Origin of the sequence: Sinomonas sp. R1AF57, assembly GCF_002224485.1 — a bacterium.
Taxonomy (GTDB): Bacteria; Actinomycetota; Actinomycetes; order Actinomycetales; family Micrococcaceae; genus Sinomonas; species Sinomonas flava.
In genome coordinates, this window is the sequence record NZ_CP022463.1 from 3,599,967 (window position 1) to 3,626,707 (window position 26,741).

General features: G+C 70.4%; 29 protein-coding genes and 1 rRNA gene. 8 read left to right on the forward strand and 22 right to left on the reverse strand.

All coding sequences use genetic code 11. The features are described from left to right. Positions 1-3 precede the first annotated feature (3 nt). Genes CGQ25_RS16625 through CGQ25_RS16650 form a run of 6 tightly spaced genes read right to left on the reverse strand, consistent with a single transcriptional unit; the run spans position 4 to position 5,915 of the window. Complete coding sequence (locus CGQ25_RS16625) at positions 4-1,803, reverse strand: thiamine pyrophosphate-requiring protein (RefSeq protein ID WP_208710932.1); 1,800 nt, start codon at positions 1,801-1,803, stop codon at positions 4-6. Position 1,804: 1 nt separating this feature from the next. After that, positions 1,805-3,433: a GMC family oxidoreductase gene (locus CGQ25_RS16630; RefSeq protein ID WP_222703672.1), complete on the reverse strand. Its 1,629-nt coding sequence runs from the start codon at positions 3,431-3,433 to the stop codon at positions 1,805-1,807. Further along, on the reverse strand, positions 3,430-4,080 hold the full coding sequence (locus CGQ25_RS16635) for a gluconate 2-dehydrogenase subunit 3 family protein (RefSeq protein ID WP_208710933.1): 651 nt from the start codon (positions 4,078-4,080) through the stop codon (positions 3,430-3,432). The genes CGQ25_RS16630 and CGQ25_RS16635 overlap by 4 nt, the downstream gene beginning before the upstream one ends. Continuing rightward, a complete protein-coding gene (locus CGQ25_RS16640; protein ID WP_208710934.1) occupies positions 4,077-4,529 on the reverse strand; it encodes a hypothetical protein in 453 nt (150 codons plus the stop codon). The genes CGQ25_RS16635 and CGQ25_RS16640 overlap by 4 nt, the downstream gene beginning before the upstream one ends. Positions 4,530-4,581: 52 nt before the next feature. Then, a complete protein-coding gene (locus CGQ25_RS16645; protein WP_208710935.1) occupies positions 4,582-4,899 on the reverse strand; it encodes a hypothetical protein in 318 nt (105 codons plus the stop codon). Beyond that, a complete protein-coding gene (locus tag CGQ25_RS16650) occupies positions 4,896-5,915 on the reverse strand; it encodes an SDR family oxidoreductase (RefSeq protein WP_208710936.1) in 1,020 nt (339 codons plus the stop codon). The genes CGQ25_RS16645 and CGQ25_RS16650 overlap by 4 nt, the downstream gene beginning before the upstream one ends. Positions 5,916-6,120: 205 nt before the next feature. Here CGQ25_RS16650 and CGQ25_RS16655 point away from each other — a divergent pair, with 205 nt between their 5' ends. Then, complete coding sequence (locus tag CGQ25_RS16655) at positions 6,121-7,881, forward strand: glycoside hydrolase family 15 protein (protein ID WP_208710937.1); 1,761 nt, start codon at positions 6,121-6,123, stop codon at positions 7,879-7,881. A 35-nt stretch (positions 7,882-7,916) separates the two neighbouring features. After that, positions 7,917-8,318, forward strand: a complete 402-nt coding sequence (locus CGQ25_RS16660) for a cytochrome c oxidase subunit 4 (RefSeq protein WP_208710938.1) — start codon at positions 7,917-7,919, stop codon at positions 8,316-8,318. 31 nt (positions 8,319-8,349) lie between these two features. Here the strand turns inward: CGQ25_RS16660 and CGQ25_RS16665 are convergent, their stop codons facing one another. After that, complete coding sequence (locus tag CGQ25_RS16665) at positions 8,350-9,045, reverse strand: metalloregulator ArsR/SmtB family transcription factor (RefSeq protein ID WP_208710939.1); 696 nt, start codon at positions 9,043-9,045, stop codon at positions 8,350-8,352. Positions 9,046-9,238: 193 nt separating this feature from the next. Between CGQ25_RS16665 and CGQ25_RS16670 the strand changes: the two genes are divergently transcribed. Continuing rightward, a complete protein-coding gene (locus CGQ25_RS16670) occupies positions 9,239-10,435 on the forward strand; it encodes an MFS transporter (protein ID WP_208713144.1) in 1,197 nt (398 codons plus the stop codon). Positions 10,436-10,470: 35 nt separating this feature from the next. Here CGQ25_RS16670 and CGQ25_RS16675 read toward each other — a convergent pair whose 3' ends face one another. Next, positions 10,471-10,935: a phage tail protein gene (locus CGQ25_RS16675; RefSeq protein ID WP_208710940.1), complete on the reverse strand. Its 465-nt coding sequence runs from the start codon at positions 10,933-10,935 to the stop codon at positions 10,471-10,473. Positions 10,936-11,086: 151 nt separating this feature from the next. Between CGQ25_RS16675 and CGQ25_RS16680 the strand changes: the two genes are divergently transcribed. Both CGQ25_RS16680 and CGQ25_RS16685 read left to right on the forward strand, forming a co-directional pair. After that, positions 11,087-12,559, forward strand: coding sequence for an FAD-dependent monooxygenase (locus CGQ25_RS16680; RefSeq protein ID WP_255405395.1), 1,473 nt, complete (start codon positions 11,087-11,089; stop codon positions 12,557-12,559). 296 nt (positions 12,560-12,855) lie between these two features. Then, on the forward strand, positions 12,856-13,269 hold the full coding sequence (locus CGQ25_RS16685; RefSeq protein WP_208710942.1) for a CBS domain-containing protein: 414 nt from the start codon (positions 12,856-12,858) through the stop codon (positions 13,267-13,269). A gap of 240 nt (positions 13,270-13,509) precedes the next feature. On the opposite strand, the gene CGQ25_RS16690 is transcribed toward CGQ25_RS16685, so the two are convergent. Genes CGQ25_RS16690 through CGQ25_RS16700 form a run of 3 tightly spaced genes read right to left on the reverse strand, consistent with a single transcriptional unit; the run spans position 13,510 to position 16,864 of the window. Beyond that, on the reverse strand, positions 13,510-14,526 hold the full coding sequence (locus tag CGQ25_RS16690) for a carbohydrate ABC transporter permease (RefSeq protein WP_369802250.1): 1,017 nt from the start codon (positions 14,524-14,526) through the stop codon (positions 13,510-13,512). Next, positions 14,523-15,446, reverse strand: a complete 924-nt coding sequence (locus CGQ25_RS16695; protein WP_208710943.1) for a carbohydrate ABC transporter permease — start codon at positions 15,444-15,446, stop codon at positions 14,523-14,525. The genes CGQ25_RS16690 and CGQ25_RS16695 overlap by 4 nt, the downstream gene beginning before the upstream one ends. 17 nt (positions 15,447-15,463) lie before the next feature. After that, a complete protein-coding gene (locus CGQ25_RS16700) occupies positions 15,464-16,864 on the reverse strand; it encodes an extracellular solute-binding protein (protein WP_208710944.1) in 1,401 nt (466 codons plus the stop codon). 259 nt (positions 16,865-17,123) lie between these two features. Here CGQ25_RS16700 and CGQ25_RS16705 point away from each other — a divergent pair, with 259 nt between their 5' ends. Together CGQ25_RS16705 and CGQ25_RS16710 are read left to right on the forward strand one after the other, a co-directional pair. Then, the gene (locus tag CGQ25_RS16705) at positions 17,124-17,294 is read left to right on the forward strand and encodes a hypothetical protein (protein ID WP_208710945.1); all 171 of its coding nucleotides are present in this window, start codon (positions 17,124-17,126) and stop codon (positions 17,292-17,294) included. Between the two features lie 150 nt (positions 17,295-17,444). Continuing rightward, complete coding sequence (locus CGQ25_RS16710; protein WP_208710946.1) at positions 17,445-17,744, forward strand: hypothetical protein; 300 nt, start codon at positions 17,445-17,447, stop codon at positions 17,742-17,744. Here CGQ25_RS16710 and CGQ25_RS16715 read toward each other — a convergent pair whose 3' ends face one another. From CGQ25_RS16715 to CGQ25_RS16750, 8 genes are all read right to left on the reverse strand, one after another. Further along, positions 17,745-18,680 carry a 3-hydroxyacyl-CoA dehydrogenase NAD-binding domain-containing protein gene (locus CGQ25_RS16715; RefSeq protein WP_208710947.1) on the reverse strand — a complete coding sequence of 312 codons (936 nt, stop codon included), beginning with the start codon at positions 18,678-18,680 and terminating at the stop codon, positions 17,745-17,747. A 34-nt stretch (positions 18,681-18,714) separates the two neighbouring features. After that, positions 18,715-20,103, reverse strand: a complete 1,389-nt coding sequence (locus tag CGQ25_RS16720; RefSeq protein WP_222703673.1) for an NAD(P)(+) transhydrogenase (Re/Si-specific) subunit beta — start codon at positions 20,101-20,103, stop codon at positions 18,715-18,717. After that, positions 20,100-20,426, reverse strand: coding sequence for an NAD(P) transhydrogenase subunit alpha (locus tag CGQ25_RS16725; RefSeq protein WP_208710948.1), 327 nt, complete (start codon positions 20,424-20,426; stop codon positions 20,100-20,102). Before CGQ25_RS16725 ends, CGQ25_RS16720 begins: the two co-directional genes overlap by 4 nt. Further along, positions 20,426-21,625 carry a Re/Si-specific NAD(P)(+) transhydrogenase subunit alpha gene (locus tag CGQ25_RS16730; protein WP_208710949.1) on the reverse strand — a complete coding sequence of 400 codons (1,200 nt, stop codon included), beginning with the start codon at positions 21,623-21,625 and terminating at the stop codon, positions 20,426-20,428. Before CGQ25_RS16730 ends, CGQ25_RS16725 begins: the two co-directional genes overlap by 1 nt. 119 nt (positions 21,626-21,744) lie before the next feature. Beyond that, the gene (locus CGQ25_RS16735) at positions 21,745-22,206 is read right to left on the reverse strand and encodes a VOC family protein (RefSeq protein WP_208710950.1); all 462 of its coding nucleotides are present in this window, start codon (positions 22,204-22,206) and stop codon (positions 21,745-21,747) included. Positions 22,207-22,247: 41 nt separating this feature from the next. After that, entirely contained in the window at positions 22,248-22,685 is a 438-nt protein-coding gene (locus CGQ25_RS16740) for a VOC family protein (protein ID WP_208710951.1), read from the reverse strand. A gap of 90 nt (positions 22,686-22,775) precedes the next feature. Then, the gene (locus CGQ25_RS16745) at positions 22,776-24,011 is read right to left on the reverse strand and encodes a GAF domain-containing protein (protein WP_208710952.1); all 1,236 of its coding nucleotides are present in this window, start codon (positions 24,009-24,011) and stop codon (positions 22,776-22,778) included. 148 nt (positions 24,012-24,159) lie between these two features. Beyond that, the gene (locus CGQ25_RS16750) at positions 24,160-24,354 is read right to left on the reverse strand and encodes a hypothetical protein (RefSeq protein ID WP_208710953.1); all 195 of its coding nucleotides are present in this window, start codon (positions 24,352-24,354) and stop codon (positions 24,160-24,162) included. A 261-nt stretch (positions 24,355-24,615) separates the two neighbouring features. On the opposite strand from CGQ25_RS16750, the gene CGQ25_RS16755 reads away from it, so the two are divergent. Next, on the forward strand, positions 24,616-24,834 hold the full coding sequence (locus tag CGQ25_RS16755; protein ID WP_255405396.1) for a hypothetical protein: 219 nt from the start codon (positions 24,616-24,618) through the stop codon (positions 24,832-24,834). 33 nt (positions 24,835-24,867) lie between these two features. On the opposite strand, the gene CGQ25_RS16760 is transcribed toward CGQ25_RS16755, so the two are convergent. The 3 genes from CGQ25_RS16760 to rrf all read right to left on the reverse strand — a co-directional run bounded on the left by CGQ25_RS16760 (position 24,868) and on the right by rrf (position 26,725). Then, positions 24,868-25,152 carry a MoaD/ThiS family protein gene (locus CGQ25_RS16760; protein ID WP_208710955.1) on the reverse strand — a complete coding sequence of 95 codons (285 nt, stop codon included), beginning with the start codon at positions 25,150-25,152 and terminating at the stop codon, positions 24,868-24,870. A 2-nt stretch (positions 25,153-25,154) separates the two neighbouring features. Continuing rightward, complete coding sequence (locus CGQ25_RS16765) at positions 25,155-26,255, reverse strand: sialidase family protein (RefSeq protein WP_208710956.1); 1,101 nt, start codon at positions 26,253-26,255, stop codon at positions 25,155-25,157. Positions 26,256-26,608: 353 nt separating this feature from the next. After that, positions 26,609-26,725: ribosomal RNA gene (gene rrf / locus CGQ25_RS16770) — 5S ribosomal RNA — on the reverse strand. Positions 26,726-26,741 lie beyond the last annotated feature (16 nt).

Here is a 26,741-nt window from a genome sequence, read left to right on the forward strand (position 1 = left end):
TGCTCAGTGCTTCTCGCTTCGGTGGGGGAGGAACTCCTGGGCCTTCGTCTTCACCCCTTCGCGGATGACTCCCCAGGCGCTGCTGTCGCCCTTGAGCATGGCCTTGGCACTGTTGAGGGCCTGCTCGAACGTGGCGTGCGGCGGGATGGGAGGGATGTCCGGGTCGGTGCGGACGTCGAGAAGGGTCGGGCGGTCGGCCGCGAGGGCCTTCTCCCACGCGGGCCCGAGCTGGTCGGGGCTGCCCACGGCGATGCTGCCGAGGCCGAGGACGGAGGCGATGGCGGCATAGTCGACGTCGGGGAGGTCCTGGGATTCACGGAACGCCGGCGCACCGCCCATCGCGCGCATCTCCCACGTCACCTGGTTGAGGTCGTCGTTGTGCAGGACCGCGATGATGAGCCGCGGATCGTCCCATTCCCTCCAGTAGCGGGTGATCGTGATGAGCTCGTTCAGCCCGTTCATCTGCATGGCCCCGTCGCCGGCGAACGCGATCACCGGGCGTCCGGGGTGGGCGAACTTGGCCCCGATGGCGTAGGGGACGCCGGGGCCCATCGTGGCGAGGTTGCCCGAGAGTGACCCCCTCATGGTGCCGTGGAACTTCAGCTGCCGGGCATACCAGTTCGCGGACGAGCCGGAGTCGGCGCTGACGATGGCGTCGGCGGGGAGCCGGTCCGAGAGCTCGGAGAAGACGCGCATCGGGTTGACCGGGTCGGCCTCCACCATGGCCTCGGCCCGCATCGTCTCCCACCAGCGGATGACCTTGGACTCGAGGTCGTCGCGCCAGGACCGGTCCTCCTTCCGGCGCAGGTGTGGGATGAGCGCGCGCAGGGCCGCGGCGGCGTCGGACACGATGTTGTACTCGTACGGGTACCGCAGCCCGATCATGCCGGGGTCGATGTCGATCTGGACGCCCCGGGCCTGGCCCTCCTCGGGCATGAACTGCGTGTACGGGAAGCTCGAGCCCACGGTCAGGAGCGTGTCGCACTCCATCATCATCTCGTAGCTCGGGCGCGTGCCCAGGAGGCCGATCGAGCCCGTGACATAGGGCAGGTCATCGGCGAGCACGTCCTTGCCGAGGAGCGCCTTGGCCACGCCGGCGCCGAGGAGGTCGGCGACCTCGCGGACCTCGGCCGCGGCTCCTCGGGCTCCCTGGCCGATGAGCATCGCGACCTTCTCGCCCTGGTTCAGCAGGTCCGCGGCGCCGAGGATGGCCTCGTCGTCGGGCTGCGTCCGGGGCCAGCGGATCCCGAGGCTCGAGGGAACCATCTTGAAGGCGTGCGTCGGAGCGCTGTACTCGAGTTCCTGGACGTCGCTCGGGATCACGATCGCGGTGGGGGCCCGTTTGCCGAGCGCGATCCGGATGGCGCGGTCGAGCACGTTGGGAAGCTGCTCGGGAACGGTGACCATCTGGAGGTAGTCGGAGGCGACGTCCTTGAACAGGGTCAGGAGGTCGACTTCCTGCTGGTAGGCGCCGCCCATCGCGCTGCGGGCGGTCTGGCCGACGATGGCGACGACGGGCACGTGGTCCAGCTTCGCGTCGTAGAGGCCGTTGAGCAGGTGGATGGCGCCGGGGCCCGAGGTGGCCATGCAGACGCCGACCCTGCCGCTGAACTTGGCGTAGCCGACGGCCTCGAACGCGGCCATCTCCTCGTGCCGGGCCTGGATGAACTTCGGCTGGTTGTCTGCCTTGCCGAAGGCGGCGAGGACGCCGTTGATGCCGTCGCCCGGGAAGGCGAAGACCTTGTCCACGTCCCATTCCCGGAGGCGTGAGAGCAGGTAGTCGGCCACGGTCTGGGATGCCATGTCAGTTTCCTTTGCCGTTGATGAGGATCGAGGCGGTGCGGGCTGCGAGGGCCATGATGGTCAGGGCAGGGTTGGCGCTGCCCTGCGTGGGCAGGATGCTCCCGTCGGTGATGTAGAGGTTCGGGACGGCGAAGCTGCGGCCGGTGGAGTCGACGACGCCGTGCCGTTCGTCCCGGGCCATCCGCGCGCCGCCGACGAGGTGGGCGTAGCGCTTGACGGTCATCGTCTCCTCCGCGCCGGCTTCGGTCAGGATCTCCTCCATGGCGGTCTGTGCAGCCTCCATGAGCATCCGGTCGTTCTCGCACTGGCTGTAGGAGAACTTGGCGACCGGCAGCCCGTGGCGGTCCTTCTCGTCCGCGAGGGTCACCCGGTTCTCGGCCAGCGGGAGGAACTCGCACAGCGCTCCGAGGCACGACCAGTGCGGGTAGTCGCTCATGTAGCGGCGCAGGTCCTGGCCCCAATGGCCCTGCGAGGCCACGTGCTCGGCCCAGGTGATGGGCAGCGGCGAGACTGTCTGGAGGGAGAATCCGCGCTTGTACGGCTTCGAGGGGTCCGTCTCGTAGAAGTCCTCGGTGCTGACCTCCGGCGGCGGCGCCTTGTACATCCGCACCTCCGAGGCGAAGCGTCCTCCGGTCTGGGGCGCGCCCTGGACCATGAGGTAGCGGCCCACCTGGTCGAAGTCGTTGCACATGCCCTCGGGGAACCGCGGGTTGGCGGAATTCAGCAGCAGGCGCGGGGTCTCGATCGAGTACCCGGCAACGGCGACCAGACGGGCGCGCTGGAAGCGTTCGACGCCGCCGCGCACGTAGCGCACGCCGGTCGCCTGTCCGCTGTGCTCGTCGAAGCCGATGCGGGTCACCATGGAGTCGGCGCGCACCTCCGCGCCGTGCGCGAGCGCGTCGGGGATGTGGGTGATGAGCGGCGAGGCCTTGGCGTTGACCTTGCAGCCCTGGAGGCAGAAGCCGCGGTAGATGCAGTGCGGCCTGTTGCCGAACCGTCCGTTGGCGATCGCGACCGGCCCGACCTTCGCGGTGATCCCGCGGGCGAGCGCGCCGCGCAGGAACACTTCCCCGTTCCCGGACACGGGGTGGGGACGGTAGGTGTACTCGTGCGGGTCCCCCCACGGCCACGGTTCGCCTGCGACGGGCAGCTCCTCCTCGATGTCCTCGTAGAAGCCCTTGAGGTCCGAGTACTCGAGCGGCCAGTCCGCCCCGACGCCGTCGAGGCTGTAGGTGTGGAAGTCGCTCGGGTGGAACCGTGGGGTGTACCCGGCGAAGTGGACCATCGACCCGCCTACCCCGCGGCCGGAGTTGTTCGAGCCCAGCGGCACGGGATCGGTTCCGTCGATCACGCGGGGCTCGGTCCAGTAGAGGTGGTGCGAGCCGGCCTCGTCGCTGACCCAGTCCCGGTCCGGGTCCCAGAACGGCCCGGCGTCGAACGCCACGGCCTTCCACCCGGCCGTGGCCAGGCGTTGGAGCAGCGTGGACCCGCCGGCGCCGCAGCCGACGATCGCGATGTCCACCTCGTCCTGGTCACCGAAGCGGCGCATGTCCCTGCGGAGGCCGTGGTTCATCCCCGGCCGCGGCGGCAGGAGCCACGCCGAGCCGTTCCGTTCGCGGAGAGCGCTCACCGCGCGCCCCCCTTCCCCCGCTCCACCGGGTCCTCGCGGGGCCTCGCATCGCGGACCTCGAAGGGCTCCCGCCGGTCGAGTCCGAGGTTCTTGTAGCCGCGGGGGTAGGCGGGTCCGGGGAAGCCGATCTCGTCCCATGCCCAGGGATGGGAGTAGAAGGCAGTGCACGCGTACCGCGTCCACAGGCTCCAGACCCTGGCCGCGGCCATGCCGTGCCACGTCTCGGTCCCGAGCTCCTGGATCCTGCGCAGGAGCGACGCCTGATGGTCCTGTCCCACCTCGGGGAAGCCGTCCCCGAAGCGTTCCCTGGCGTCCTCGTCCAACGCCGCGAGCGTGTCCCGCCACGCCTGTCCGTCCTCGGGAAGGTCGGCATAGCGCCAGCCGTCCGTCTGCGCCTCGGCCAGCCGGGTGTCCACCATGTTCAGCACCGGGACCCGCGGGTCGGAGTGCTGCCCGAGCAGCTGGTCGAACAGGGCGCCGGCGATCGCCTCTTCGCGCACCGTGAAGAAGCGGATGTCGGCAGGGCGGCCGAGCCTGGCGAGGACCACGCCCTGGGTCACCCGGTCCCAGTGCTTCGACTGGTCGGCGCTGCTGAAGCCGGGGTAGCGGCCGCCGCCCTCCCCGGACGGGAGCGGCAGCGCGCTCACTTCTCCCTCCTGAGCACCGAGGCGAGCAGTCCCATGCCTCCGACGAGGGTCACCAGGAGCGGCGCCAGGAGCGGCGGCCCCATCTCGAGGTTGTAGCGGAGATTCGAGAACCCGCCGGGCTTCTGGGCGATGCCCCGCGCGTGGAGGTACGTTCCCTGGAGTCCGTTGGCCACGATCGCCGCGCTGGCCAGCGGCAGGGCCGTCTTGGCCATGCGCCGGCTGAAGAACCCGGCGACGCCCGCGGCTGCCCCGACAGGGCCGAGCGCGACCGGCGCCCACATCCACGGATTGCCGAAGCTGGCCTTGTCATGCTCGAAGTAGATCTCGGCGGCGGTGACGAGGGCGCCGGCGGCGGTCAGCGCCGAGAGCGACCGCTCGAACCGGCCCTTCTCGACGTTCTCGAGCAGCCGGTCGATGCCTTCCAGTGGGGTCTCATGGGCCTTTCTCATGATGCGGCTCCTGGTTCAGAAGGGACACGTGTGCTGATGCACGCTGAGCCGGTCACCGCCACTCCCCTGCGGCGAAGGCCAGTGCAACGGCGGCATTGACGACGGCGGGGCGTCGCCGTCGTCGGTCGAACGCGGCCAGGGCGACCATGGTGAGGGCGTGGACGAGGTCGACCCCGCCGCCGAGGCGATGGAGGGTGCGCCCTCCGCGGGCTGTCACGGCGGCCTGGAGCAGGTGCCGCGCACCCAGGATGCGGATGACGGCCCGGGCACGCTGGTCCGGCGCACGGCCTATGAGCAGGCCCTCGACGGTCCCGGGGGCCAGGAGTTCAGCGGTCCCGTAGGCGGCCCGCAGCAGTTCGAGGGGCTTCACCGGAGGCCCTTCCGCAGGAGGGCAGTCGCCGCGGCGGCAGCCCCGACGAGGACGGTCCCCGCCAGCGCCGCGACCGCGCCATGGTGGTGCGAGGCCGTGAGCTGGTAGCTGCGGCCGGAGGACTTGCTGTCGAAGATCCCGTGGGTTCCGAAGTCTCGCGAAAGATCGGCTGGCTTCCACAGGTTGGCGGGCTGGTCGGGGTCGCGGGGCTCCGGGGTCTGCTGGGCCTGGAATCCCGTCTTCGCGAGATAGCGGTCCAGGACGCCCGGCATGATGGCGTTCGCGATGAGGGTGGCCGCAGTGCTGCCGCCTACCCAGTACTCGCGGCGCTGCGGGTGGGCCGCCGCGTACACGACGCCGCGGGCCGCGACCTCGGGCTGGTAGATCGGCGGAACGGGCTGCGCCTGGTGGCCCAGGCGTGAGAGCACCCACGAGAACTGCGGGGTGTTGACCGCCGGCATCTGGACCATCGTGGTCCTGACGCCGCTGCCCTCGTGCAGGAGCTCGGTGCGGAGCGACTCATTGAACCCCTGGATCGCGTGCTTGGCACCGCAGTACGCGGTCTGCAGCGGGATCCCACGATAGGCAAGCGCAGAGCCGACCTGCACGATCGTCCCGCGGTCCCGCGCCTTCATGCGCTTCAGAGCGGACATCGTCCCGTAGACATACCCGAGATAGGCCACCTCAGTCACCCGCTTGTACTCCTCGGGCTCGATCTCGTCGAAGCGTGAGAAGACGGAGGTGAAAGCCACGTTGACCCACACGTCGATGGGACCCAGTTCCCGCTCCACGCGCTCGGCGGCGTCGTCCACGGCGTGGGCGTCCGCGACGTCGACGGCGATGGGGAGGGCCTTCCCGCCGGCGCCCTCGACCTCGGCGGCCGCCCCGGCGAGTCCGGCTTCGCCGCGCGCGAGCAGCGCTACCGCGTCTCCCTCCCTCCCGAAGGCGATGGCCGAGGCGCGGCCGATCCCGCCACTTGCCCCCGTGACGACGACAACCCGGCGTGCTGTTTCCATCTGGACTGCTCCTTCCAGGCCTCATTCCCCTCGGCTGTGGGTCGGTTCGCTGTCTGACGCCCCCGTCGGCGGAGGCCCGCGAGCGACCGTGCACGCACTCACGGACCTCACGCAATAAGTGCATTCCCGCAACAGATAGTCTGAAACAAAAGATATGATGTGTCCTTCTATTGCTCTCGCGCAATAGTTGCCCTAGCCTGCTGGCATGCCCGAGCAGTTTGCACCTCATGTGCTCCGGGAGTACGCGATGCTCGCCGACGGGATGCGGGCAGCCCTGATCGGCCCACGCGGGGACATCTCCTGGATGTGCGTGCCGAAGTGGCACGACGACGCGGTCTTCTCCACGCTCCTCGGCGGCCCGGGCTGCTTCGCGGTGACGCCGGCCGATCCCCGCTTCGTCTGGGGAGGGCAGTACGAGGACGGGACCCTCATCTGGGTCAGCCGCTGGATCACGAGTACCGGCATCATCGAGTGCCGCGAAGCCCTCGCATACCCCGGGGACCACCACCGCGCCATCCTGCTGCGCCGGATCCGCGCCGTGCAGGGCGCGGCGGAGGTCCGCGTCATGGTCGACGTCCGCGCGGGCTTCGGGCACCACCGGATGGGACGCCTGCACAGGGACGACGGAGTCTGGACCGCCCGCAGCGGCCCGCTGAGGATCAGGCTCACGGGCGCGTCGGGGGCGGAGGCCCAGAACGGGGCAGTCGAGTTCACGCTGAAGGTCCCCGAAGGCGAGCACTACGACCTCGTCCTCGAGGTCTCCGACACCGAGCTTCCCAGCGAGCTGATCCAGCCGGACCAGACATGGACTGCGACCGAGTACGGATGGCAGCGCGAGGTGCCGCAGTTCGGGAACACCATCGCCCCGGACGACGCGCGCCAGTCGTACGCCGTCCTGCGCGGCATGACCGGCGCTGGCGGTGCGATGGTCGCGGCAGCCACCATGGGCCTGCCCGAGCGCGCGCAGCAGAAGCGCAACTACGACTACCGCTACGCGTGGATCCGCGACCAGTGCTTTGTAGGCGTCGCCGCGGCCTCCTGCAAGGAGTTTCCGCTCATGGACGACGCGGTCGGCTTCGTCGCCGCCAGGCTTCTCGAGGACGGGCCCAACCTGCACCCCGCCTACACCGTCGACGGGGGAATGGTGCCTGACGAGCACGACGTCGGCCTGCCGGGCTACCCCGGCGGGTCCGGCCGGGCGGGCAACTGGGTCAACGGCCAGTTCCAGCTCGACGTGTTCGGCGAGGCCCTGCTCCTCTTCTCGGCCGCAGCCGAGAACGACCGGCTGGACCTCGAACAGTGGAAGGCCGCCGAGGTCGCCGCGGACGCCATCGCCCAGAGGCACACGGAACCCGACGCCGGAATGTGGGAGCTCGACAACGAGCGGTGGGCCCACTCTCGGCTCATCTGCGCCGCCGGGCTGAGGGCTATCGGCCGCCACGCCCCCGCGCCGCAGGGCGCCCTCTGGTCCTCCCAGGCGGACGGGCTCATCGCCGACGTCACGAACGACTGCCTCCACCCCAGCGGGCGCTGGCAGCGGTCCCCCACCGACAGCAGGGTCGACGCCGCGCTCCTCCGCCCCGTGATCCGCGGCGCCGTGGCACCGCAGGACCCGCGCTCGATCGCAACCCTGCGGGCCGTCCGCGAGGAGCTCGCCCGCAACGGCTACCTCTACCGCTTCCGGCAGGACCGCCGCCCCCTGGACCTGTCGGAGGGAGCATTCCTCCTCTGCGGCTTCGACCTCGCCATGGCCCTGCACCAGAGCGACCAGCCCCTCGAGGCGGCCCGATGGTTCGAACGGAATCGGGCGGCCTGCGGGACCCCGGGGCTGTTCACCGAGGAGTACGACGTCGAACAGCGCCAGCTGCGGGGCAACTTCCCGCAGGCCTTCGTCCACGCGGCCATGCTCGAAGCCTCCCGCCGGCTCGCCGACAGCCCGCCCCCCTGGGGCGGCCTCAACGCATAAGGCGAGCGAGGGGACAGACCATCCAGGAGGAGCCCATGAAGGCCGAAACACTCATATTCGCGGTGCTCTTCGTCTTCCTGCTCGTCACAGGGGCCATCTACGCGGTCCTGACGCACTTCGCCGAATTCGGAGGCGGGATCCCCCTCGCCCTCGTGGCCGGGCTGGCGCTCATGATCGCCACCTACCTCTGGCTGACTGGGCGGCGCGTGGGCAGCAGACCCGAGGATCGGCCCCATGCCCACATCTACGAGGGCGCGGGCGAACAGGGATTCTTCAGCCCCTGGAGCTGGTGGCCGGTCTTCCTCGGCGCCGCGTGCGCCGTGACCTTCCTCGGCCTGGCCATCGCCTTCTGGATCCTTCCCATCGGTGCGGCATTCGGCGCCATCGGGCTCATCGGCTGGGTCTTCGAGTACAGCCGCGGAGACTACAGCCACTGACCGAGCGCCCACAGGGCCCGGAGCCTGCCAGTCAGACGGGACGGGGGCCGGCGCCAGACTCGACCGCCATCCCCGCGAGCCTCCACTCGAGCATGCCGTCCTCGAGCCGCTGCGCGCGGCGCCCATGCGCGCGGAGGAGGTCGACGGCGTCGTACGCCATCACGCAGTACGCACCTCGGCAGTACGCCACGAAGTCGGCTCCCGGGGGGAGTTCTGCCAGCCGGGCCTCGAGCTCGTCCAGGGGCACGGACCGGGCGCCCGGCACATGGCCGGCGCGGTATTCGTCCTCCGGCCGCACGTCGAGCACCGTCACGCTTCCCTGGGCCGCACGGGCCACGAGCTCGTCGCGCGTCAGCCCCTCTTCGTGCGCGCGCGCTCCCGCGAGCCTCAGGTAGGCCACACGGCGCGGCTCGACGTCGGCCACGCGCTCCTGGGCGACGCCGCGCAGGAGCGCGTACAGGCGCAGGACGTCCGGGCCGGCGACGTCGTAGAAGATCCTGGTGCCCTCGCGGCGTGTGGCGACGAGCCCCGCCTGCCGGAGCGTCTGCAGGTGGGCCGACGCCGTGGAGAGCCCAAGACCCGCCGCGGCCGCGAGCGCCTCGACGCTCCGCTCCCCCTGGGTCAGGAGGTCCAGGAGCTCGAGCCGCTTGCCGTTCGCGAGCGCCTTCCCCACCCGCGCGAACTCCTCGAACAGCGCGGCCTTGTCGGCCCGCTTCGATGACCTCATGTCGAGCTCCGCCATCGGCACTCCCCTCATTGTCCAAAGATCTGCGTCCAAGGATCTGCGTCCAAGGATCCAAAGATCCAAAGATCCATGTAATACTGAATCCAATCCTATTCCATGTTTTCTTGGAGAACCACTCGTGAAGACCGCCAGCGCCCCGCCTGTCCTCGGACTGCGGCAGAACCTCTCCCAGTTCATGCTTCTCGTGGCCGTAAACGCACTCGTAGGGGGGACCCTCGGGCAGGAGCGCACAGTGCTGCCGCTGCTGGCTGAGAAGGAGTTCGACCTCAGCCTCTACACGAGCGCGCTGACGTACATCCTCGCGTTCGGACTCTCGAAGGCGGCGATGAACTACTTCGCCGGAACCCTCTCGGACCGTTTCGGACGCAAGCCCGTGCTCGTCGCCGGGTGGTTCGTGGCGCTGCCCGTGCCACTCCTGCTGATCTTCGGGCCCGATTGGGGCTGGATCGTCGCGGCGAACGTTCTCCTCGGCATCAGCCAAGGACTCACTTGGTCCACCGCGGTCGTGATGAAGATGGACCTCGTCGGCCCGCAGCAGCGGGGCCTCGCGATGGGGCTCAACGAGGCCGCTGGGTACCTCGGCGTCGCACTCACCGCACTCGTGACGGGCTACATCGCTGGGCACTACGGCCTGCGCCCCGGCCCCTTCCTCGTCGGCGCGGCGTACATCGCCGTGGGCCTCGGCATGTCAGCGCTGTTCGTGCGCGAGACGCACCACCACGTCAAGCTCGAGGCGGCGCAGCACGTGGACTCCCATGGCGGCGCCCACGCCGGGCTCACGAACGGGCAGGTCTTCCGGCTCACGAGCTTCACCGACCGATCCCTGTCCTCGGTCAGCCAGGCCGGCCTGGTCAACAACCTCAACGACGGCCTCGCGTGGGGCCTCTTCCCGATCCTGTTCGCCTCGGCAGGACTGAGCCTGGGCGAAATCGGCATCCTCGCCGCCGCCTACCCCGCAGTCTGGGGCGCAGGCCAGCTCGTCACGGGCGCCGCCTCCGACCGATGGGGCCGCAAGTGGCTCATCACCGCTGGGATGCTCGTGCAGGCCGTCGGCCTCGTGATGGTCGCGGCCGGGCACGGCTTCGCAGTCTGGCTCGCCGCAGCCGTCCTGCTCGGGCTCGGCACCGCGATGGTGTACCCGACGCTGCTCGCGGCGATAGGCGACGTCGCACATCCGGCCTGGCGTGCCCGCTCCGTGGGCATCTACCGCCTCTGGCGGGACGGCGGGTTCGCCGTGGGAGCGCTGGTCTCCGGCGTCCTCGCGGATCTCTACGGCCTTCCGACGGCGATCGCCGCCGTCGCCGGCCTCACGGCGCTCTCAGGCATCGTTGTCGCGGTGCGCATGCGCGGAAACGACCACGCCGTGCGGTAGACGCGAACCCGTGTGGCGCGGCCCGGGGGGAAGCGTCAGTACTCGCCCTTGATGACGAAGAAGGAGCCGCGGATCGTCCCGGCCAGCTTCGACTTCTGCCGTGCGAACTTGAACCTCGAGGCAAGCTCCTCTGGGACCTCCATCCCGTCCGAGAGCTTGAATCCGACCGCCCGCTTCCCGGCCTCGTCGAGCGTGTACATCACATTGACGGACAGCCCGCTCTCGTAGAAGACGTAGGCCATCCGGATGCCGTCCACCTCGAAGGCGGTGGCCTCGAGCGGCGGGGAGGAGATGACGATGTCCCGCTCCTCCTTGAGGATCCGGTGGACCCAGTCGATGACGTCCCGAGCTTCGCCCGCGGGCTCCACTGTGAAGGCATGGTCGTACTTGTTCTTGAAGTAGCGGGCCTCATTCGCCCTCAGGCCTGCCAGTGCGTCCGCGACCGGCGAGGACTCGAGCCCGACGGGCGAGACGGTGGTGAAATCCACGGTGTAGGACATGATGCACTCCGAGGGCGCCGAGGGTGGCTGTCATCCTGCAGGCTACCCCAGCGGCCACACGATGCGCCCGGAATGGCGTCCCCTCACTTTCAGACTATCGGCCGCACCGGGGCTTCCGGCAAGGGGCCCCGGCAGGCCGACAATGCTGGCTGTGGAGACTGCGGACAGCCATCAGGTCGTGATCGCCGGCGGGGGCCCCACGGGGATGATGCTCGCGGCGGAGCTCGCCCTCGCCGGGGCCGAGGCGGTGATCGTCGAGCGCCGCGCCACCCAGGAGGTCGAGGGCTCGCGGGCCGGCGGCCTGCACGCGCGGACCCTCGAGATCCTGGACATGCGCGGCATCGTCGAGCGGTTCCTCGATGCCGGGCAGACCGTCCAGATCACGGCATTCGCCGGGATTCCGCTGGACATGGCCGACCTTCCCACCCGCCACCGCTACAGCCTCGCGCTGAGGCAGGCGGAGATCGAACGCCTCCTGGCGGGCTGGGTCGCCGAGCTCGGCATCCCGACCCTCCGCGAGCGCGAGGTGACGGGCCTCGAGCAGGAGGAGGGCGGCGTCGTCGTCCGCCTCTCCGACGGCGGGTCGCTGCGGGCGGACTACCTCGTGGGGTGCGACGGCGGCCGCAGCCTCGTGCGCAAGGCGGCGGGGATCGCGTTCCCGGGCTGGGACCCGTCCGTCAGCTCGCTCATCGCGGAGGTGGAGGTGGAAGAGCAGCCCGAGCGGAGCATCCGCTACACGGAGGAGGGCACCCAGGCGATCGGGCCGATCGGCACCGGTCCGCGCGTGCGCGTCGTCGTCACCGAGACGTACGCGGGCCAGGGGCAGCCGACGCTCGACGACGTCCGCCGCGCACTCGTCTCCGTCTGGGGCACCGACTTCGGCGCCCGCAGCCCCACGTGGATCTCGCGGTTCACGGACGCGGCGCGGCAGGCCGAGGCCTACCGGCGGGGCCGGGTGCTGCTCGCCGGCGACGCCGCGCACGTCCACTACCCGGTGGGCGGCCAGGGCCTGGGCACCGGAGTGCAGGACGCCGTGAACCTCGGCTGGAAGCTCGCCCAGGTGGTCAGGGGCAACGCGCCAGAGGCCCTGCTGGACACCTACCACGCGGAGCGGCACCCCGTCGGCGCGCGCGTCCTGCAGGCGACCATGGCGCAGACGGCCCTCACCCGCCGCGATCCCCGCATGGACGCCCTGCGGGCCGTGGTGGCGGAGCTGCTCGCCATGGAGGAGCCGAGGCGGACGTACGCCGCCATGCAGTCGGGCCTCGACATCCGCTACGACCTGGGCGCCCCAGCCGGCGAAGGCCATCCGCTGCTCGGGCGCCGCATGCCTGACCTCGACCTCGTGACGGCCGACGGCCCTCGCCGCGTGTTCGGGCTCCTCCGCGACGCCCGGCCCGTGCTGCTGAACCTCGGCGAGCCCGGCGCCCTGCGCACCGGACGCTGGACGGATCGGGTCCGGCTCGTGGACGCCGCGCACGACGGCGCGTTGCGGCTTCCGGTGTTCGGCGAGGTCCCGGCCCCCGAGGGCGTCCTCATCCGGCCCGACGGCCACGTGGCGTGGGCCGGAGGGCACGCCGATGCGGGGCTCCCGGAAGCGCTGGCCGTTTGGTTCGGCCCCTGAGCGGCATCGCCGCACCGCCGTCGGCGCCTGGCCCGTTCGCTCCTGCTGCTCGCCGCCGCCGACGCGGGACTGGACCCGGGGCCGGCCCCGCCGCGGCTGGAGCAGGGCTGGGCGAGTAGGACCACGACGGTTGAGGACCTGCTGTTTTCGGTGTGCTGGGCCGGGTAACCGGACGGCATCGGCTTGGAAGGCATGCCGACGACGACCGACACCCGGAATCCTCACAGAGGCTCCGCGGGAGCGGGGGGTCGGGTGCGGCGTCAGCCTTCAGGAAGAACAGCACTTGGGAGGTTGCGATGACGAAGGCACGAGAGATCATGACCGGCGGCGCCGAGTGCGTCGGGGAGAACGAGACCCTCGAGGTGGCGGCCCGGAAGATGAAGGAGCTCGATGTGGGGTCCCTTCCCATCTGCGGAGAGGACAACCGCCTCAAGGGCATGGTCACCGACCGTGACATCGTGGTGAAGTGCGTGGCCGAAGGCGGGGACCCGCGCACGACCACGGCTGGCAGCCTCGCCGAGGGAAAGCCCGTCACGATCGGCGCCGACGACAGTGTCGAGGAAGCCATTGAAACCATGGAGCAGCACAAGGTCCGCCGCCTGCCCGTAATCGACGGGCACGACCTCGTCGGCATGGTGTCCCAGGCCGACATCGCCCGGAGCCTCCCCGAGGACCAGACCGGGGAGCTCGTCAGGCTGCTCTCGTACTGACACTCGAGGCCGTCTCGCCGCCCGGATCCGACACCCTCCGACACTCCGGGCAACAGCTGTTGCTCACCCGCTCGTGGCGCCCCGGCCCTCATCCCGGGCCGAAGTCCTCTAACCCACCCGGGACACGTTGCCCTACCTTCGAATTGTGCTGGCCTGCCGCCTTCGGGATGGGAAGCCCGCATGCGGCGCCCCGTCTCGGTGCCCCCCAAACCGAACGGGGTGGCCGCCCATCCAGACCACTCACCCCTTGAGCGAGCCCGCGGCGATGCCCTCGATGAAGTAGCGCTGGCCCACGGCGAAGATGACCATCATCGGCAGCGTCACCAGCAGGGACGCCACCATCACGAACTGGTAGTCGCCGTGGCCGCCCGCCGTCGGCGAGTACATCGTCATCGCATAGGCGACCCCGAGCGGCACCGTGTACCCCTTCGGGTCGCCGAAGTTGAGGTAGATGAGCGGGCCCGCGAAGTTGTTCCAGGACGCCTGGAACTCGAAGATGAACACGATGATCGCGCTCGGCAGCGCGAGCGGGAAGGCGATCCTGCGGAACAGCCCGAAGAACGAGCACCCGTCGATGCGCGCCGCCTCGAACAGGTCCCGCGGCAGGGACAGGTAGAACTGCCGCATCAGGAAGATGTAGAACGCGGAGCCGAACAGCGTCCCGCCCCACAGCGGCACGGTCGTCCCGAGCCAGCCGAGGGTCTTCCAGATGAGGTAGTTCGGGATGAGGGTGACGGCCCCCGGGAGCATCATCGTGCCCAGGAGGATGCCGAACAGGATCTTCTGCCCGGGGAAGCGGAAGTACGCGAAGCCGAAGGCGATGGCAGAGCTCGTCAGGGTCACGATGGTGGCCGAGGCCAGCGCGATGAACACCGAGTTGAAGACCCAGCTCAGCAGCGGCAGCTGGTTCCAGACCTCGGCGTAGTTCTCCGGCGTGGGCGTCAGGGGGATGAGCCGGTTGTCGAACACCTCTCCGCGCGGCTTGAGCGAGGCGGCGAGCAGCCACGCGAAGGGGTACATGAACAGCAGCGCGAAGCCGACGAGCAGCACCCAGCGGACGCCCTGGCCCACCCGCCGTGCCAGCCGACTGCGGCGCTCCCCCGCCCACTGGACGTCGGCCGGGTTCGAGGGGCGCCGCCCGGCCCTGTCGGCCACGCCCGCGCCCTCTCCCGCAAGCGGCACCGCCGGTGCCCCTGCCGGCGCGGCGGCGGGCCCCGCCGTCGTGCCCGGTTCCAGCCCGGGGTTGACACTGCTCACGGGCGATCACCTCCCTCGTAGTGCACCAGACGGTTCCCGACCCTGATCTGGATCACGGTGATGACCATGATGATCACGAACAGCAGCCATGCCATGGCCGCGGCGGGGCCGAAGTTGAAGTGCTGGAACGCCTGCTGGTACAGGTACACCCCGTAGAAGCGGGCAGCGTCGGGGACGCTGGAGTTCCCGTCGCGGTAGAACAGCAGGTACGCCTGGTCGAAGATCTGCAGGGCCGCGATCGTGTTGACGATGACCAGGAAGAACAGCGTCGGCGAGATCATCGGGATGGTGATGTAGAAGAACTGCTGCCGCCGGCTCGCACCGTCCGTCGCAGCCGCCTCGTAGAGCTCCTTCGGAACCGCCTGCAGGGCCGCGAGCAGGATGACGGTCGTGCCGCCCACGCCCCACAGGCTCATGAGCACGATCGAGGGCTTCATCCAGACGGGGTCCGAGAGCCACTGCGGTCCAGCGATCCCGAACAGCCCGAGGAAGTTGTTGATCGCGCCGCTGTTGCCGTTCAGGAGGAGCAGGAACACCGCCGCCGTCGCCACGCCCGGGGTCATCTTCGGCAGGTAGTAGACCAGCCGGAAGAACCCGGAGCCCCGCCTGACGCCGTTCAGCAGCGAGGCGAGCAGGAGCGCGAAGGCGATGTCCAGCGGTACCGCCATGAGTGCGTACACGAAGGTGTTGCCCAGCGAGCCGAGGACGTTGGGGTCCTCGGCCAGCAGGCGGTAGTTCTCGAATCCGGCCGGCGAGCTGGCTCCCGTCGCCAGATCGTAGTTCTGGAACGAGAGCACCAGGCTCCAGCCCATCGAGATCACGGTGAAGATCAGCAGTCCGGCGATCCACGGCGAGATGAAGAGGTACCCCGCGATGGACTCCCGGACGTTGTACTTCCTCGACCGGGTGCGCCGGCTCATGCGCGTGCCCACAGGGATCAGTGATTCTGCCCGGCCGAGGTCTGCTGCCAGGCGCGCATCGCGGTGTCCTGTGCGTCCTTCAGGGCGGCGGTCGGGTCCTTCTCCCCGGACAGGGCCACGGCCACGGCGTTGGCGAGCGAGTCCTTGATGGTCTGGCCGGCGGCGGAGCTGCCGAACGAGGCCGTGTTGTCGAGCGTGGAGTAGGAGGTCTTGATCAGCTGGTCGAAGTCCGCATTGCCGGACGGGGTGACGTGCGCGTCCCGGACGGCCTTGTCGGCGGCGGGCGAGCCGGTGAACAGGCCGGTGTTGATGGAGTTCTTCTTCTGGACCGTCTGGGCCCGGGCGTCGCCGGCGGCCTTCCACGCGTCCACCGAGGTGGCCTTGATGGCCCAAGCGCACGCAGCCGAGGGGTTCTTCGCCGCGGTCGGGATCGCGAGCGAGGCGCCGCCGGCGTAGCCGATCGGCTTCCCCTGGAGCGTCTTGATCGGCGCGCCGACGACGCTGACGTCGCCCTTCGTGTTGGACAGGACGTTGATGTACCACTGGGCCCACGTCTGGGCGCCCACCTGGTGCTTCACGTACTGGTTCTGGTTGCCGAACACGTCCATCGAGTCCTTGAACGACTTGATGGCCGCGTAGCCGCCCTGGGCGTCCATGAGCTGCTTCATCCAGGTGAGTGCCTTGACGTTGTCGCCGTTGTCCAGCGTCGGCTTGCCGTCGCCGTCCATCGCGTTGCCCCCGAAGACCTGGAGCCAGAGGTCGGCCGAGCCCGGGAGGTCGGGATCGAACCCGATCACGGAGGGCTTGCCGCCCGAGGCCTTGTACATCTTCTGGGCGGCCGCGATGATCTGGTCCGGCTTGGAGGTGTCGAGCTGGTCCTCGGTCACGCCGGCGGCCTGCATGACGGTCTTGTCCGCGATGAGCATGGAGGTCTGGAAGAACTGCGGAACCGCATACACCTTGTCCTTGTAGGTGACGCTCTTGATCGCGGCCGGGTAGTACTGGTCGTTGGGGGTGACTCCCCAGAGCGAGAAGCACGCGTCGAGCGGCTGGATCAGGCCCTTGTCGGCCAGGGTCGGAACCATGCTGCGGTCCACCTGGATGAGGTCGGGGACCTGGCCGGAGGCCGCCTGCGCCGCGAACTTCTGGGCGTCGAAGTTCGTCGTGTCCATGGACACCTCGGCGGGCGCGACCGCCTGGGTGGCGAGGTCCGAACGGGCCTTGCCGACCTCGTCGGAGGGGTTGTAGCCGCTCGTCTTGAGCGTTCCCGACTGGTCCTTGCTGAAGGCGCCCGAGCCGCCGGAGCTGCTCGGAGCCGCCGAGCCGCCGGAGTTCGCCGCCGGGTTGCACGCGGTGAGCGCAAGGAGTACGGAGACGGACAGCGCCGCGACGGCGGAGATCTTCCTGTGGGCCGGCATTGGCCCCCCTCTCTGGATGCCCCGGCACTCGTGCCGGGGGAGCTTCAGGCCCTTGGCTGTCCCCTCCTGCCAGAGAACGAATTGGGCCCCCCGATTACGCGAAGGGTATCCACATCAGGGCTGCTCAGCGGCGCACCTCCGGCGCGTGTCGGTTCTCGCACCGGCACGGCCGCACGGCTCGTCCCTTGCCCGAAGGGCCGCTCACGGCTATTCTGGAAATACCCCCATGGGTATCCAAGCGACAAGAAGGAGAAATCCCATGTGCAGCCCCGCGACGTGCTCGACCTGCGGCAAGGTGACTTGGGCTGGCTGCGGCCAGCACATCGACCAGGTCTTCGCGAACGTCCCCCAGGACCGCCGCTGCCCCGGCCACGACTCCGGCACCGGGTCCAACGCGAGCTTCATCAACAAGCTGCTCTCCTTCCGGTGACCGGCCGCTGGCCCGGGCGCCGCGACGTGGACGGCGGCCCGCCGGGGCATCGGCGCGGCGTTCGACGCCGCCGTCCTCCCGGGTGCCGCGTGGACCAGAGCACTCGTCCTCGCCGGCTCGGGGGTGCTCGGGCTGCTCATCGCCAGCCTCGTGAGATCCCCGATCGGCGCCGAGGCGACCTTCTGTGACCTCCGCGGCCCGCTGTTCGGTGCGATCGGGCTGCTGCTGGCTACCACGCAGAGCCGGTCGGGCCTGCTCATGCAGATGTTCGCCGGCCTGCCCCTGGACGCGATCCACTGGGGAGTCCAGCCCGCGGTGGGGGTCGCCGCCGTCGTGCTCATGGCCGCCGCACTGTCAGCGCGGCTCAAGCTCGAGCGCGACGCCCTGGCCGATCCAGCGGAAGCGAAGGCCTGCGCGACCTGCGTGCCGATCCGGCCCGGGCCGAGGTAGTCAGGGGATCTCCGGCGCCTCGGCCTTGGCCGCGAGGAGGCCCAGGAGGAGCCGGTCCCGTGCCGCGAGCGCCGCGGCCCAGTCGTGTCCCGCGAGCTCGTCCTCGACGCCCTCGGCCATGGTGCTGACGTACTCGTCGGTCTCCGGGTACTCGCCGAGGTCCCTCGCCCAGTCCCGCATGGCCGGGCCGAGGTGCTCGAGGAAGTGGGTGATCCCGCCGTCGCCGCCGCCCGCGTGCATCGTGAGGAAGGGACCCATGAGCGCCCAGCGGAGGCCGGGCCCGTAGGAGATCGCGGTGTCGATGTCCGCCACGCTCGCGACCCCGGTGCTGACGAGGTGGAACATCTCCCGCCACAGCGCGTCCTGGAGCCGGTTCGCCACGTGGCCCGGCACCTCCCGGTTGATCCGGATCGGCTTCTTCCCGATCCCGGCGTAGAAGGCGACGGCCCGCTCGACGTTCTCCGGGGAGGTCTGCTCCCCGCCGAGCACCTCCACGAGCGGGATCAGGTGCGGCGGGTTGAACGGGTGCCCGAGCACGAGCCGCTGCGGGTGGCGCATGCCCTTCTGCGCCTCGGACACGAGCAGCCCGGAGGACGATGTCGCGATCAGCACGTCCTCGCCCACGCCTTGTTCGATCTCGGCGAGGATGGAGCGCTTGATGTCGAGGCGTTCCGGGCCGTTCTCCTGCACGAAGTCAGCTCCTCGGGCCGCGTCTGCGATCGACGGCGTGAACTCCAGCCGGTCTCTGGACGCGCCCTCGTCGAGTCCGAGCGTCTCGAGCGTGGGCCAGAAGCCGTCAATCCGCTCGCGCAGCGCCTCCTCGGCGCCCCCAGCCGGATCGCTCGCGACCACCCGGAACCCGCGCGCGAGGTAGTACGCCGCCCAGCTCGCGCCGATGAGGCCGGTGCCGACCACCGCGATGGTCCTGTCCGTCATGCCAGTCCTCCCGTGACCGTCACAGCGCCTGCAATCACAGCGCCTTCACCGCCGTGAGCACCTTCGTGAGCGAATCCTTCGCGTCCCCGAAGAGCAGCGTGGTCTGCGGCTCGTACAGGAGCTCGTTCTCGATCCCGGCGAAGCCCGGCCGCATGGACCGCTTGAGGAACACGACCTGCTTCGCGTCCGCGACCTCGAGGATCGGCATGCCGTAGATCGGGGAGCCGAGGGTGGACTTCGCCGCGGGATTCACGACGTCGTTCGCGCCCACCACGAGCGCGACGTCGGCCTGCCGGAAGTCGCCGTTGACCTCCGCCATCTCCTTGAGCGACTCGTAGGGGACGTTCGCCTCGGCGAGGAGGACGTTCATGTGCCCCGGCATGCGCCCGGCGACGGGATGGATCGCGAACTCCACGTCGGTGCCGCGCGCCTCGAGGGCCTGCGCGAGCTCGGCGGCGGTGTGCTGGCCCTGTGCGACGGCGAGCCCGTACCCGGGCACGATGATGACCTTCTGCGCGTACCCGAGCAGGATCGCGACGTCTTCCGCGGTGCTCGAGCGCACCGGACGCTCGGAGACGGCGGTGGAGCCCGCCGTCGAGCCTCCCCGGAATGCGCCGAACATGATGTGGGAGACGCTGCGGCCCATCGCCGCGGCCATGAGCCGAGTCAGGATCGTGCCGGAGGCTCCCACAAGCGTGCCCGCGACGACGAGCAGCACGTTGCCGAGGACGAGGCCCGACGCCGCCACCGCCAGGCCCGTGAAGGCGTTGAGCAGCGAGATGACGATCGGCACGTCTGCCCCTCCCACGGGCAGCACCAGCAGGACGCCGGCCACGAGGCCCAGCGCGAGGAGCACGACGGCGACCACGGTGGACCCGGCGGACAGCGGCAGCACGACCACGAAGCCCGCGGCGACGACGGCGGCGAGGAGCACGGCGCCCATGAGCGTCGGAAGGCCCGGGAAAGCGATCGGCCGGGTGGTCATGAGCTCCTGGAGCTTCGCGAACGTCACGGCAGAGCCCGCGAACGAGACGGCCCCGACCAGGAGGGTGAACACGATCGCGAGGCGTACCCACGCATCGTCTGCGTGCGGGAGCTCGAGCAGCGCCACGAGCGCCGCGGCGCCGCCGCCCACACCGTTGAAGAGGGCCACAAGCTGAGGCATCTGGGTCATCTGGACCCGGCGCGCGACGGGTGCGGCGATGGCCGCGCCCACCGCGATCGCCGCGAGGATCCACGGGATGTTGCCGAGCCGGCTCGAGAGGAACACCGTCACGAGGGCCACGAGCGCGCCGAACGCCCCGACGAGGTTGCCGCGCCGCGCATGCTTCGGCGAGGACAGGCCTTTGAGGGCGAGGATGAAGCACACGGCCGCGACCAGGTACAGCAGCGCCGTCCACGTCGCGTCCAGAACGGGGGTCACCTGGCCGCCTCCCGGCTCCCCGTGCCCGGCTCCCCGGCGGCTGGCGCATTCCGTCCACGGAACATCTCGAGCATGCGGTCCGTCACGACGAACCCGCCCACGAGGTTCGCCGTGGCGAGCACGACGGCGAGCAGCGCCACCGCGAGCACCCACGCGTCGGCCGCCTGCCCGGCCACGGTGATCGCGCCCACGAGGATGATGCCGTGGATCGCGTTCGCCCCCGACATCAGGGGGGTGTGCAGGATGCTCGAGACCTTTGAGACCACCTCGAAGCCGACGAACACCGCCAGCACCGTGATCGTCAGCAGTTCGATGCCGCCCATCAGCCTGCTCCTTCCTCGGTCTCGTCGATCTCGCCCGGCGGGGCCTCGGCCGAGGCGAGCGCCGCGAGCGCCTCGGCCGTGGGCTCGTGCCGCACCTCGCCGTCGCGCGTCAGGCACGCGCCGGCGACCACCTCGTCGCTGAAGTCGGGCGCCACCGTGCCGTCCGCCCCGGGCACGAGCAGGGCGATGAAGTTCGCGACGTTCTTCGCGTACAGCCGCGAGGCGTCGGCGGCCATCGCGGAGGCCGCGTCCTTGAGCCCGACGACGGTGACTTCCCCGGCGCCGTCGGCCGTCGGGACGCGGAGGTCCTGGCCGGGAACGGAGCCCTCGACGTTGCCGCCCGACTCCGCGGCCATGTCCACGACGACGGATCCTGGGCGCATCCGGGCGACCATGTCCCGGGTGACGAGGAGCGGGGCCCGGCGGCCGGGGACGGCGGCGGTCGTGATGAGGACGTCGGCGTCGGCGACGTGGGGGGCGAGGAGCTCGCGCTGGAGCGCCCCCCTGTCGGCGGTGAGCTCGCGAGCGTACCCGCCGGCGGCCTCCCCTTCGACGTCGAGCCGAATGAAGGTGCCGCCCATGGAGGCGACCTCGTCCGCGGAAGCTGGCCGGATGTCGTTCGCGGAGACGCGCGCGCCGAGCCTCTTCGCCGTGCCGATGGCCTGCAGGCCGGCGACCCCGGCGCCCAGGACGAGGACCTTCGCCGGCGGGACGGTCCCGGCAGCCGTCATGTAGAGCGGGAAGAAGCGCGGCAGGCGGATCGCGGCCTCGAGCACGCACCGGTAGCCGGTCACGAGGGCCTGGGAGGTGAGCGCGTCCATCGACTGCGCCCGGGAGATGCGCGGGACGAGCTCGAGTGCGAACGCGGTGACCCGCGCGTCGGCGAGCGCCCGGACCGTGGGAAGGTCAGTCGAGGGCGACGCTAGCCCGACGGTCACGGCACCGGGCTTGAGCCGCGCGGCCGTGCCCGGCGCGAGGGCGCGGACGTGGGCCACAACGTCGACGGCAGCCGGGTCCAGCGAGGAGGCAACCTCCGCCCCCGCCTCGGTGTAGGAGGCGTCGGAGTGGCCGGCCGCCGTCCCCGCACCCGACTCGACGATGACCTGTAGCCCGAGGCCCACGAGCTGCCGCACGGATTCGGGCGTGGCCGCGACGCGCTGCTCCCCGGCAAGACGTTCCCTCGCAATCCCGACCTTCACGCGCGCATCCTCCGCTCCGGCGGCCCCGCTGCCGCCCGTGAGCCGAGTCTATGTGCCAGGCCCCCCTGCAGCAGGGAGCAGATTCAGGGACGACGCGCCGGGCGGCGCCCCGGCGGCCGTCAGCCCTGCGCCGCCCCTCCTTGCTGGCCCGAGTTCACGTTGATCAGCCATGCCATGCCGTATCTGTCCGTCAGCATGCCGAACACGTCGCCCCATGGCGCGCGCTCCATGGGCACGGTGACCCTGCCGCCCTCAGCCAGTCTGTCCCAGTAGCCGCGCAGCTGGGACTCGTCGTCGCCGGAGAGTGAGAGGGAGACGCTGCTGCCCTCGGTGTGGGGCATGCCTTCGGGCGTGTCCGAGCCCATGAGGACGAGTCCGTTGGGGGTGACGAGCATGCCGTGCATGACCTTGTCCGCCTCAGACGCCGGCAGGCCGGGGGCGTCCCCGCCCGCGTCCGCGGGGGGCTGGAACTCCCCGAACGTGCTGATGGTGAGGTCGCCGCCGAAGACCGACTGGTAGAACGTGAGGGCCTCGCGGGCTTCTCCCGTGAAGCTGAGGTAGGGATTGAGGAGCGTGGGCACGATGGATCCTTCCGCAGAAGTGGCGAGGGCGGACGTGGTGGCTACGAGTGACCGGTCGGCGTGTCGTCGCCCGCGATGTTCACGAGCCACGCGATGCCGAATCGGTCCGTGAGCATGCCGAAGGTGTCGCCCCAGATGGCCTTCTCGAGCGGCATCGAGACGGTGGCCCCGTCGGAGAGCCGGTCCCAGTAGCCACGGAGCTCATCCTCCGATTCGGAGTCGCCGCTGAGCGAGATCGAGAAGTTGTTCCCGGGCGCATACTCCATGCGTGCTGGCGTGTCCGAGGCCATCAGCGTGAAGCCGCTCGGCGTCGTGAGCAGGGAGTGCATCACCAGATCCGCCTCGGAGGGATCCTGGGCCGCATGGAGGTCCGCGAAGGTGGAGATGGTGAGGTCACCGCCGAGCACCGACTGGTAGAACGTCATGGCGTCGCGTGTGGTGTCCTTGAAGCTGATGTAGGGGTTCAGTGTCGCTGTCACAGTCGCTCCTTGCGTCGCAGATCCTCGCTGACGAGCGTGAGCCTACGCCCGGGGACCGACACTTTGAACCCCCGGCAGGTCGCGCCCGCCTCAGCCCGCGAGGCGCTCGAGGTGTGCGACCACCGCGGCCCGCCTGGGCGAGCGCGGAGGGAGGAGCCGGAGGGCGGTGCGCCACGCCTCGAGGTCGTCGGCGGCCTCCGGCAGGCGCAGGTAGTGCAGCACGACGTCGACCGCGGCGCTGCCGACCACTGCCTCCCGCAGCGTCGCGGACAGCTCCTCGCGGAGTTCGGTGATGGCGGGCGCCTCCGAGCGCGGCAGGAGCTGCCCGCCGTAGGACCCGAGGGCCTGGCGGTGCGACCCCCGCTCGAGCAGGGCCAGCGCATGCATCGAGTCGACCTCGAGCCCCTCCACGCGGTATGGCCGCGAGAGGAGCCGGACGCCGGTTCCCGAGGCGTCGAGCGCCTTGCGCAGCCGCACGAGCTCGGCCCGCAGCGTCACGGGCGGCACGGCCTGGGTGTAGAGGCGCTCGGCGAGCTCCTCGGCCGTGAGCCCGCGCGGATTGCCGGCGAGCAGCACGAGGATCTCGGAGTGGCGCACGCTCAGGCTCAGCTCCCGTGCGCCCGCGCGGAGGATCCCCTGGTCCCGACCGGTGACCGACAGGACGGCTGGCCCTGCCGAGGGCCCAGCGCCGGCGCGGTTGCCACCGCCCCGAGGGCCCGGCGTCGTGCGCGGTGCCGCCTTGGCGAGGCCGCGCAGCCTCTCCTCGGCCGCGGCGACGGCGGCGCGGAGCCACGGGAGCGCATGTCCGGCGGCGGCCTGCTCGCCGCCCGTGATGTCGACGACGCCGATCGGGTCCCCGGTGCGGGGATCGCGGATCGGGACCGCGGTGCACGAGAAGGCCTCCGCGAGGGGGCTGAAGTGCTCTGCTCCGCGGATCTGGACCGCACCGCCGGTGGCCAGCGCCGTGCCGGGGGCAGACGTCCCGATGCTGGACTCGGACCAGTCGGCGCCCTCGAGGAACGCCATGCCCTCGGCGCGGCGGCGCACCGAGGCGTCGCCCCCGAGCCACAGGAGCCTGCTGTCGGCGTCCCCGACCGCCACGAGGATGCCGGAGTCGCGCGCGGGCTGCACGAGGAGTTCCTCGATCACGGGCATGACCCGCGCGAGTGCGTGGCTCTCCCGGTAGGAGGCCAGCTCGTCGTCGTCGAGGACGTCTGTGACGACCGCGTCCTCGCGGCGCGGGTGCGCAGCGAGGGACCGACGCCATGAGTCAGCGACGACGGGCCGCTCCGGGGCGTCCACTGGGTCCTGTGTGCGCACGTCCACCCACCCCTTCATGTGTGCCGTGGCTCACAAGTGTATCGCGGTCGCCCCCGGATCGTCCGTGGGCGGAGGTTGCATGCACGTTGCATCGGCATGGTCCCCCGTTCCACGCCCCAGCAGGCGATCCTGACGGGCCCTCAGCCGAGGCCGGTCATGCAGTGCCTGTCAGGTCGACGACGTGGCCCTGAGCCGCCCCCTCGCGGAGGAACGCGATGGCCCTCTTGACCTCGTCGAGGCTCGGGAATCCCCCCAGATCAGCGACGACCCGACCATCACCGGTGCAGAGCTGGACCAGATAGGCGCCGGCACCCTTGCCGCCGCGACGTACTTCAAACCTTGCTGCCATGAGCAGACAACCTCCTGCATTCTCGGCCCATACGCGTGTGACGCGCATGACATCTGCGCATCCGAGACTAGCCACAGGAATGCGAAATTTCGCCTTACCACTGAGTACGTGACTTTTCTCGACGCCCCGCCGTAGCCGAGGGAACCGTGAAACGGAGCCGCCGAGATCTGCTTACGGCCCGATTACGGGCCGGAAACAGCATGGAAACCGGTCCCCGGGACACTGGTCTCACCAGCGCACATGTTCGAGAAGGGGCAGACGATGACCGCCGATACCCACAGCCGGATCCGCCGCCTCACCGACATCCGTCGGGGCGAACTCATCGAGGCCCGCAGCGGGCAGACCATCCTGCGGGGAACGGTCTACGACACGGCACCCGGGGTGGGGCTCGTCTGGATCAGGCTCGAGGTGAGCCACGCGCGCCGCGCGGTGCAGTCCGAGGACTTCACCCTGTGGCACGTGCGCGAGCAGGCTGCCTGAGCGTCCGCCGCCGTCGCACGAGGACCGAGCTGGTCATCCGCCGGCGATCGACTGGATGACCAGCACCTCCTCGCCCGCGGCCACGCGGGTCTCCAAGCCCTGGAGGGAACGGACGCTCTCCCCGCCGAGGTAGACGTTCACGTGCCGGCGCAGCGACCCCCGTTCATCCCGCAGCCTCCGGGCGAGCACCGGAAACTGGACCGCGACGGCGTCGAGGGCCGCGCGCACGGTGGTCGCCTCGGCGTCCGGAACCTCGAACTCGGTGCGGCCTCCGGCCAGGTCCGCGAGGACGGAGGGCACGACGACGGTGACCGCCACGCTCAGACGCCCTGCCCGCCGTCGAGCACGGCCGCCCGCACGCAGAGCACATCGGGGAGCCTCGAGACGACCTCACGGAAGCTCTCGCCCTCGTCGGCGCTCGCATAGACTGAGCCGCCGCGGGTGCCGAAGTAGACGCCGACCGGGTCGGCGGCGTCGACGCACGCGGCGTCGCGGAGCACGGTGTTCCAGTCGTACTCGGGCAGGCCTGCGTCCAGCCGGCGCCATGTGGAGCCGGCGTCGTCGGTGCGGTGGACTGCGAGGCGGCCCTCGGGCGCCACGCGCTCCCAGTCGGAGACCAGCGGCACGACCCACGCAGTCCCGCTGCGGCGGGGGTGCGTCAGCATGACGAAGCCGAAGTCCGCCGGGAGGCCGTCGGCAATCGAGGTCCAGGTGTCCCCCGCATCGTCGCTGCGGTACACGCCCCGGTGGTTCTGGGCGTAGAGGCGGCCGTCTGCATCCCTCGCGATCTTGTGCACGCACTGGCCGACCTCTGGCTCGGGATCGGGAAGGAAGTACGCGGAGATGCCGTGGTTCCGCGCCGACCAGCTCGCTCCGCCGTCGGTGCTCCGGTACACCCCGCCGGCGCTGATCGCGAGATGGATCCGGTCATCGTCAGCGGGATCGGGCACCACGGTGTGGACGGCAGCGCCGCCGGCCCCCGGACCCCACCTGTCCCTGTCGGGGTGCTCCCAGAGCGGGCGGTTGAGCTCGAACGTCTCGCCGCCGTCCGTCGACTTCCACACCGAGATCGGCTCGGCGCCCACCCAGACGACCCCAGGGCGGTCCTCACTGTCCGGGCGGATCTGCCAGATGCGCTCCACGGCAGCGCCCGTGTCCTCGGGGAACACGACCGACCCCGCCTCGGGCTCCGTCCACGTCGCTCCGAGGTCATCGGAATGTGCAACCGTCGGGCCGAAGTGCTCTGAACGGACGCCGACCAGCAGCCGGGTACGGCCGCCGCGCGTGTCGATCCCGACGGAGGGGATCTCCTGCATGAGGAACTGCGGTGCGCCGACGGCCCAGGTCGTCCGGTCCTGGCTCGTGGCGAGCCACAGGCCCTTTTTCGTGCCGATGGCCAGAAGGTATCGGGGAGAGTCCATGCGCCTATTCGAGCACCCGCGTACGACGCCGACAAGGACGGGCGGCGCTCTCCGCACCGGCGGCGGGTGCGCGGCACGCAGGTTGGGGCGCGCTGGGCGCACGAATGCTGGCCAAGGCCAGTTCTGCCATGTAGTGTTTTTTATGTGCCAGCGCACACTCAGTTTCCTTCGGAACCTTAGGAGTGCGAGCGGCACCAGAGAACCGCCTCGGAGCGCATACCCCCCCAATTGTGCGCTCCGGGGCCCTCTCTTCTTCTCCGGAGGTTCGCCTTTGTGGGCGGGGCTTCTGGTGGGGTGTCGTTAAATGCAGGGAGCCCCCCGGCGGGTGCTGGGGGGCTCGACCTGGTGGTGTTGTCCGGCGGTGTCCTACTCTCCCACACCCTCGCGGGTGCAGTACCATCGGCGCTGTGGGTCTTAGCTTCCGGGTTCGGGATGGGACCGGGCGTTTCCCCCACGCTGTGACCGCCGTAACCCTGTGTCCCGTCC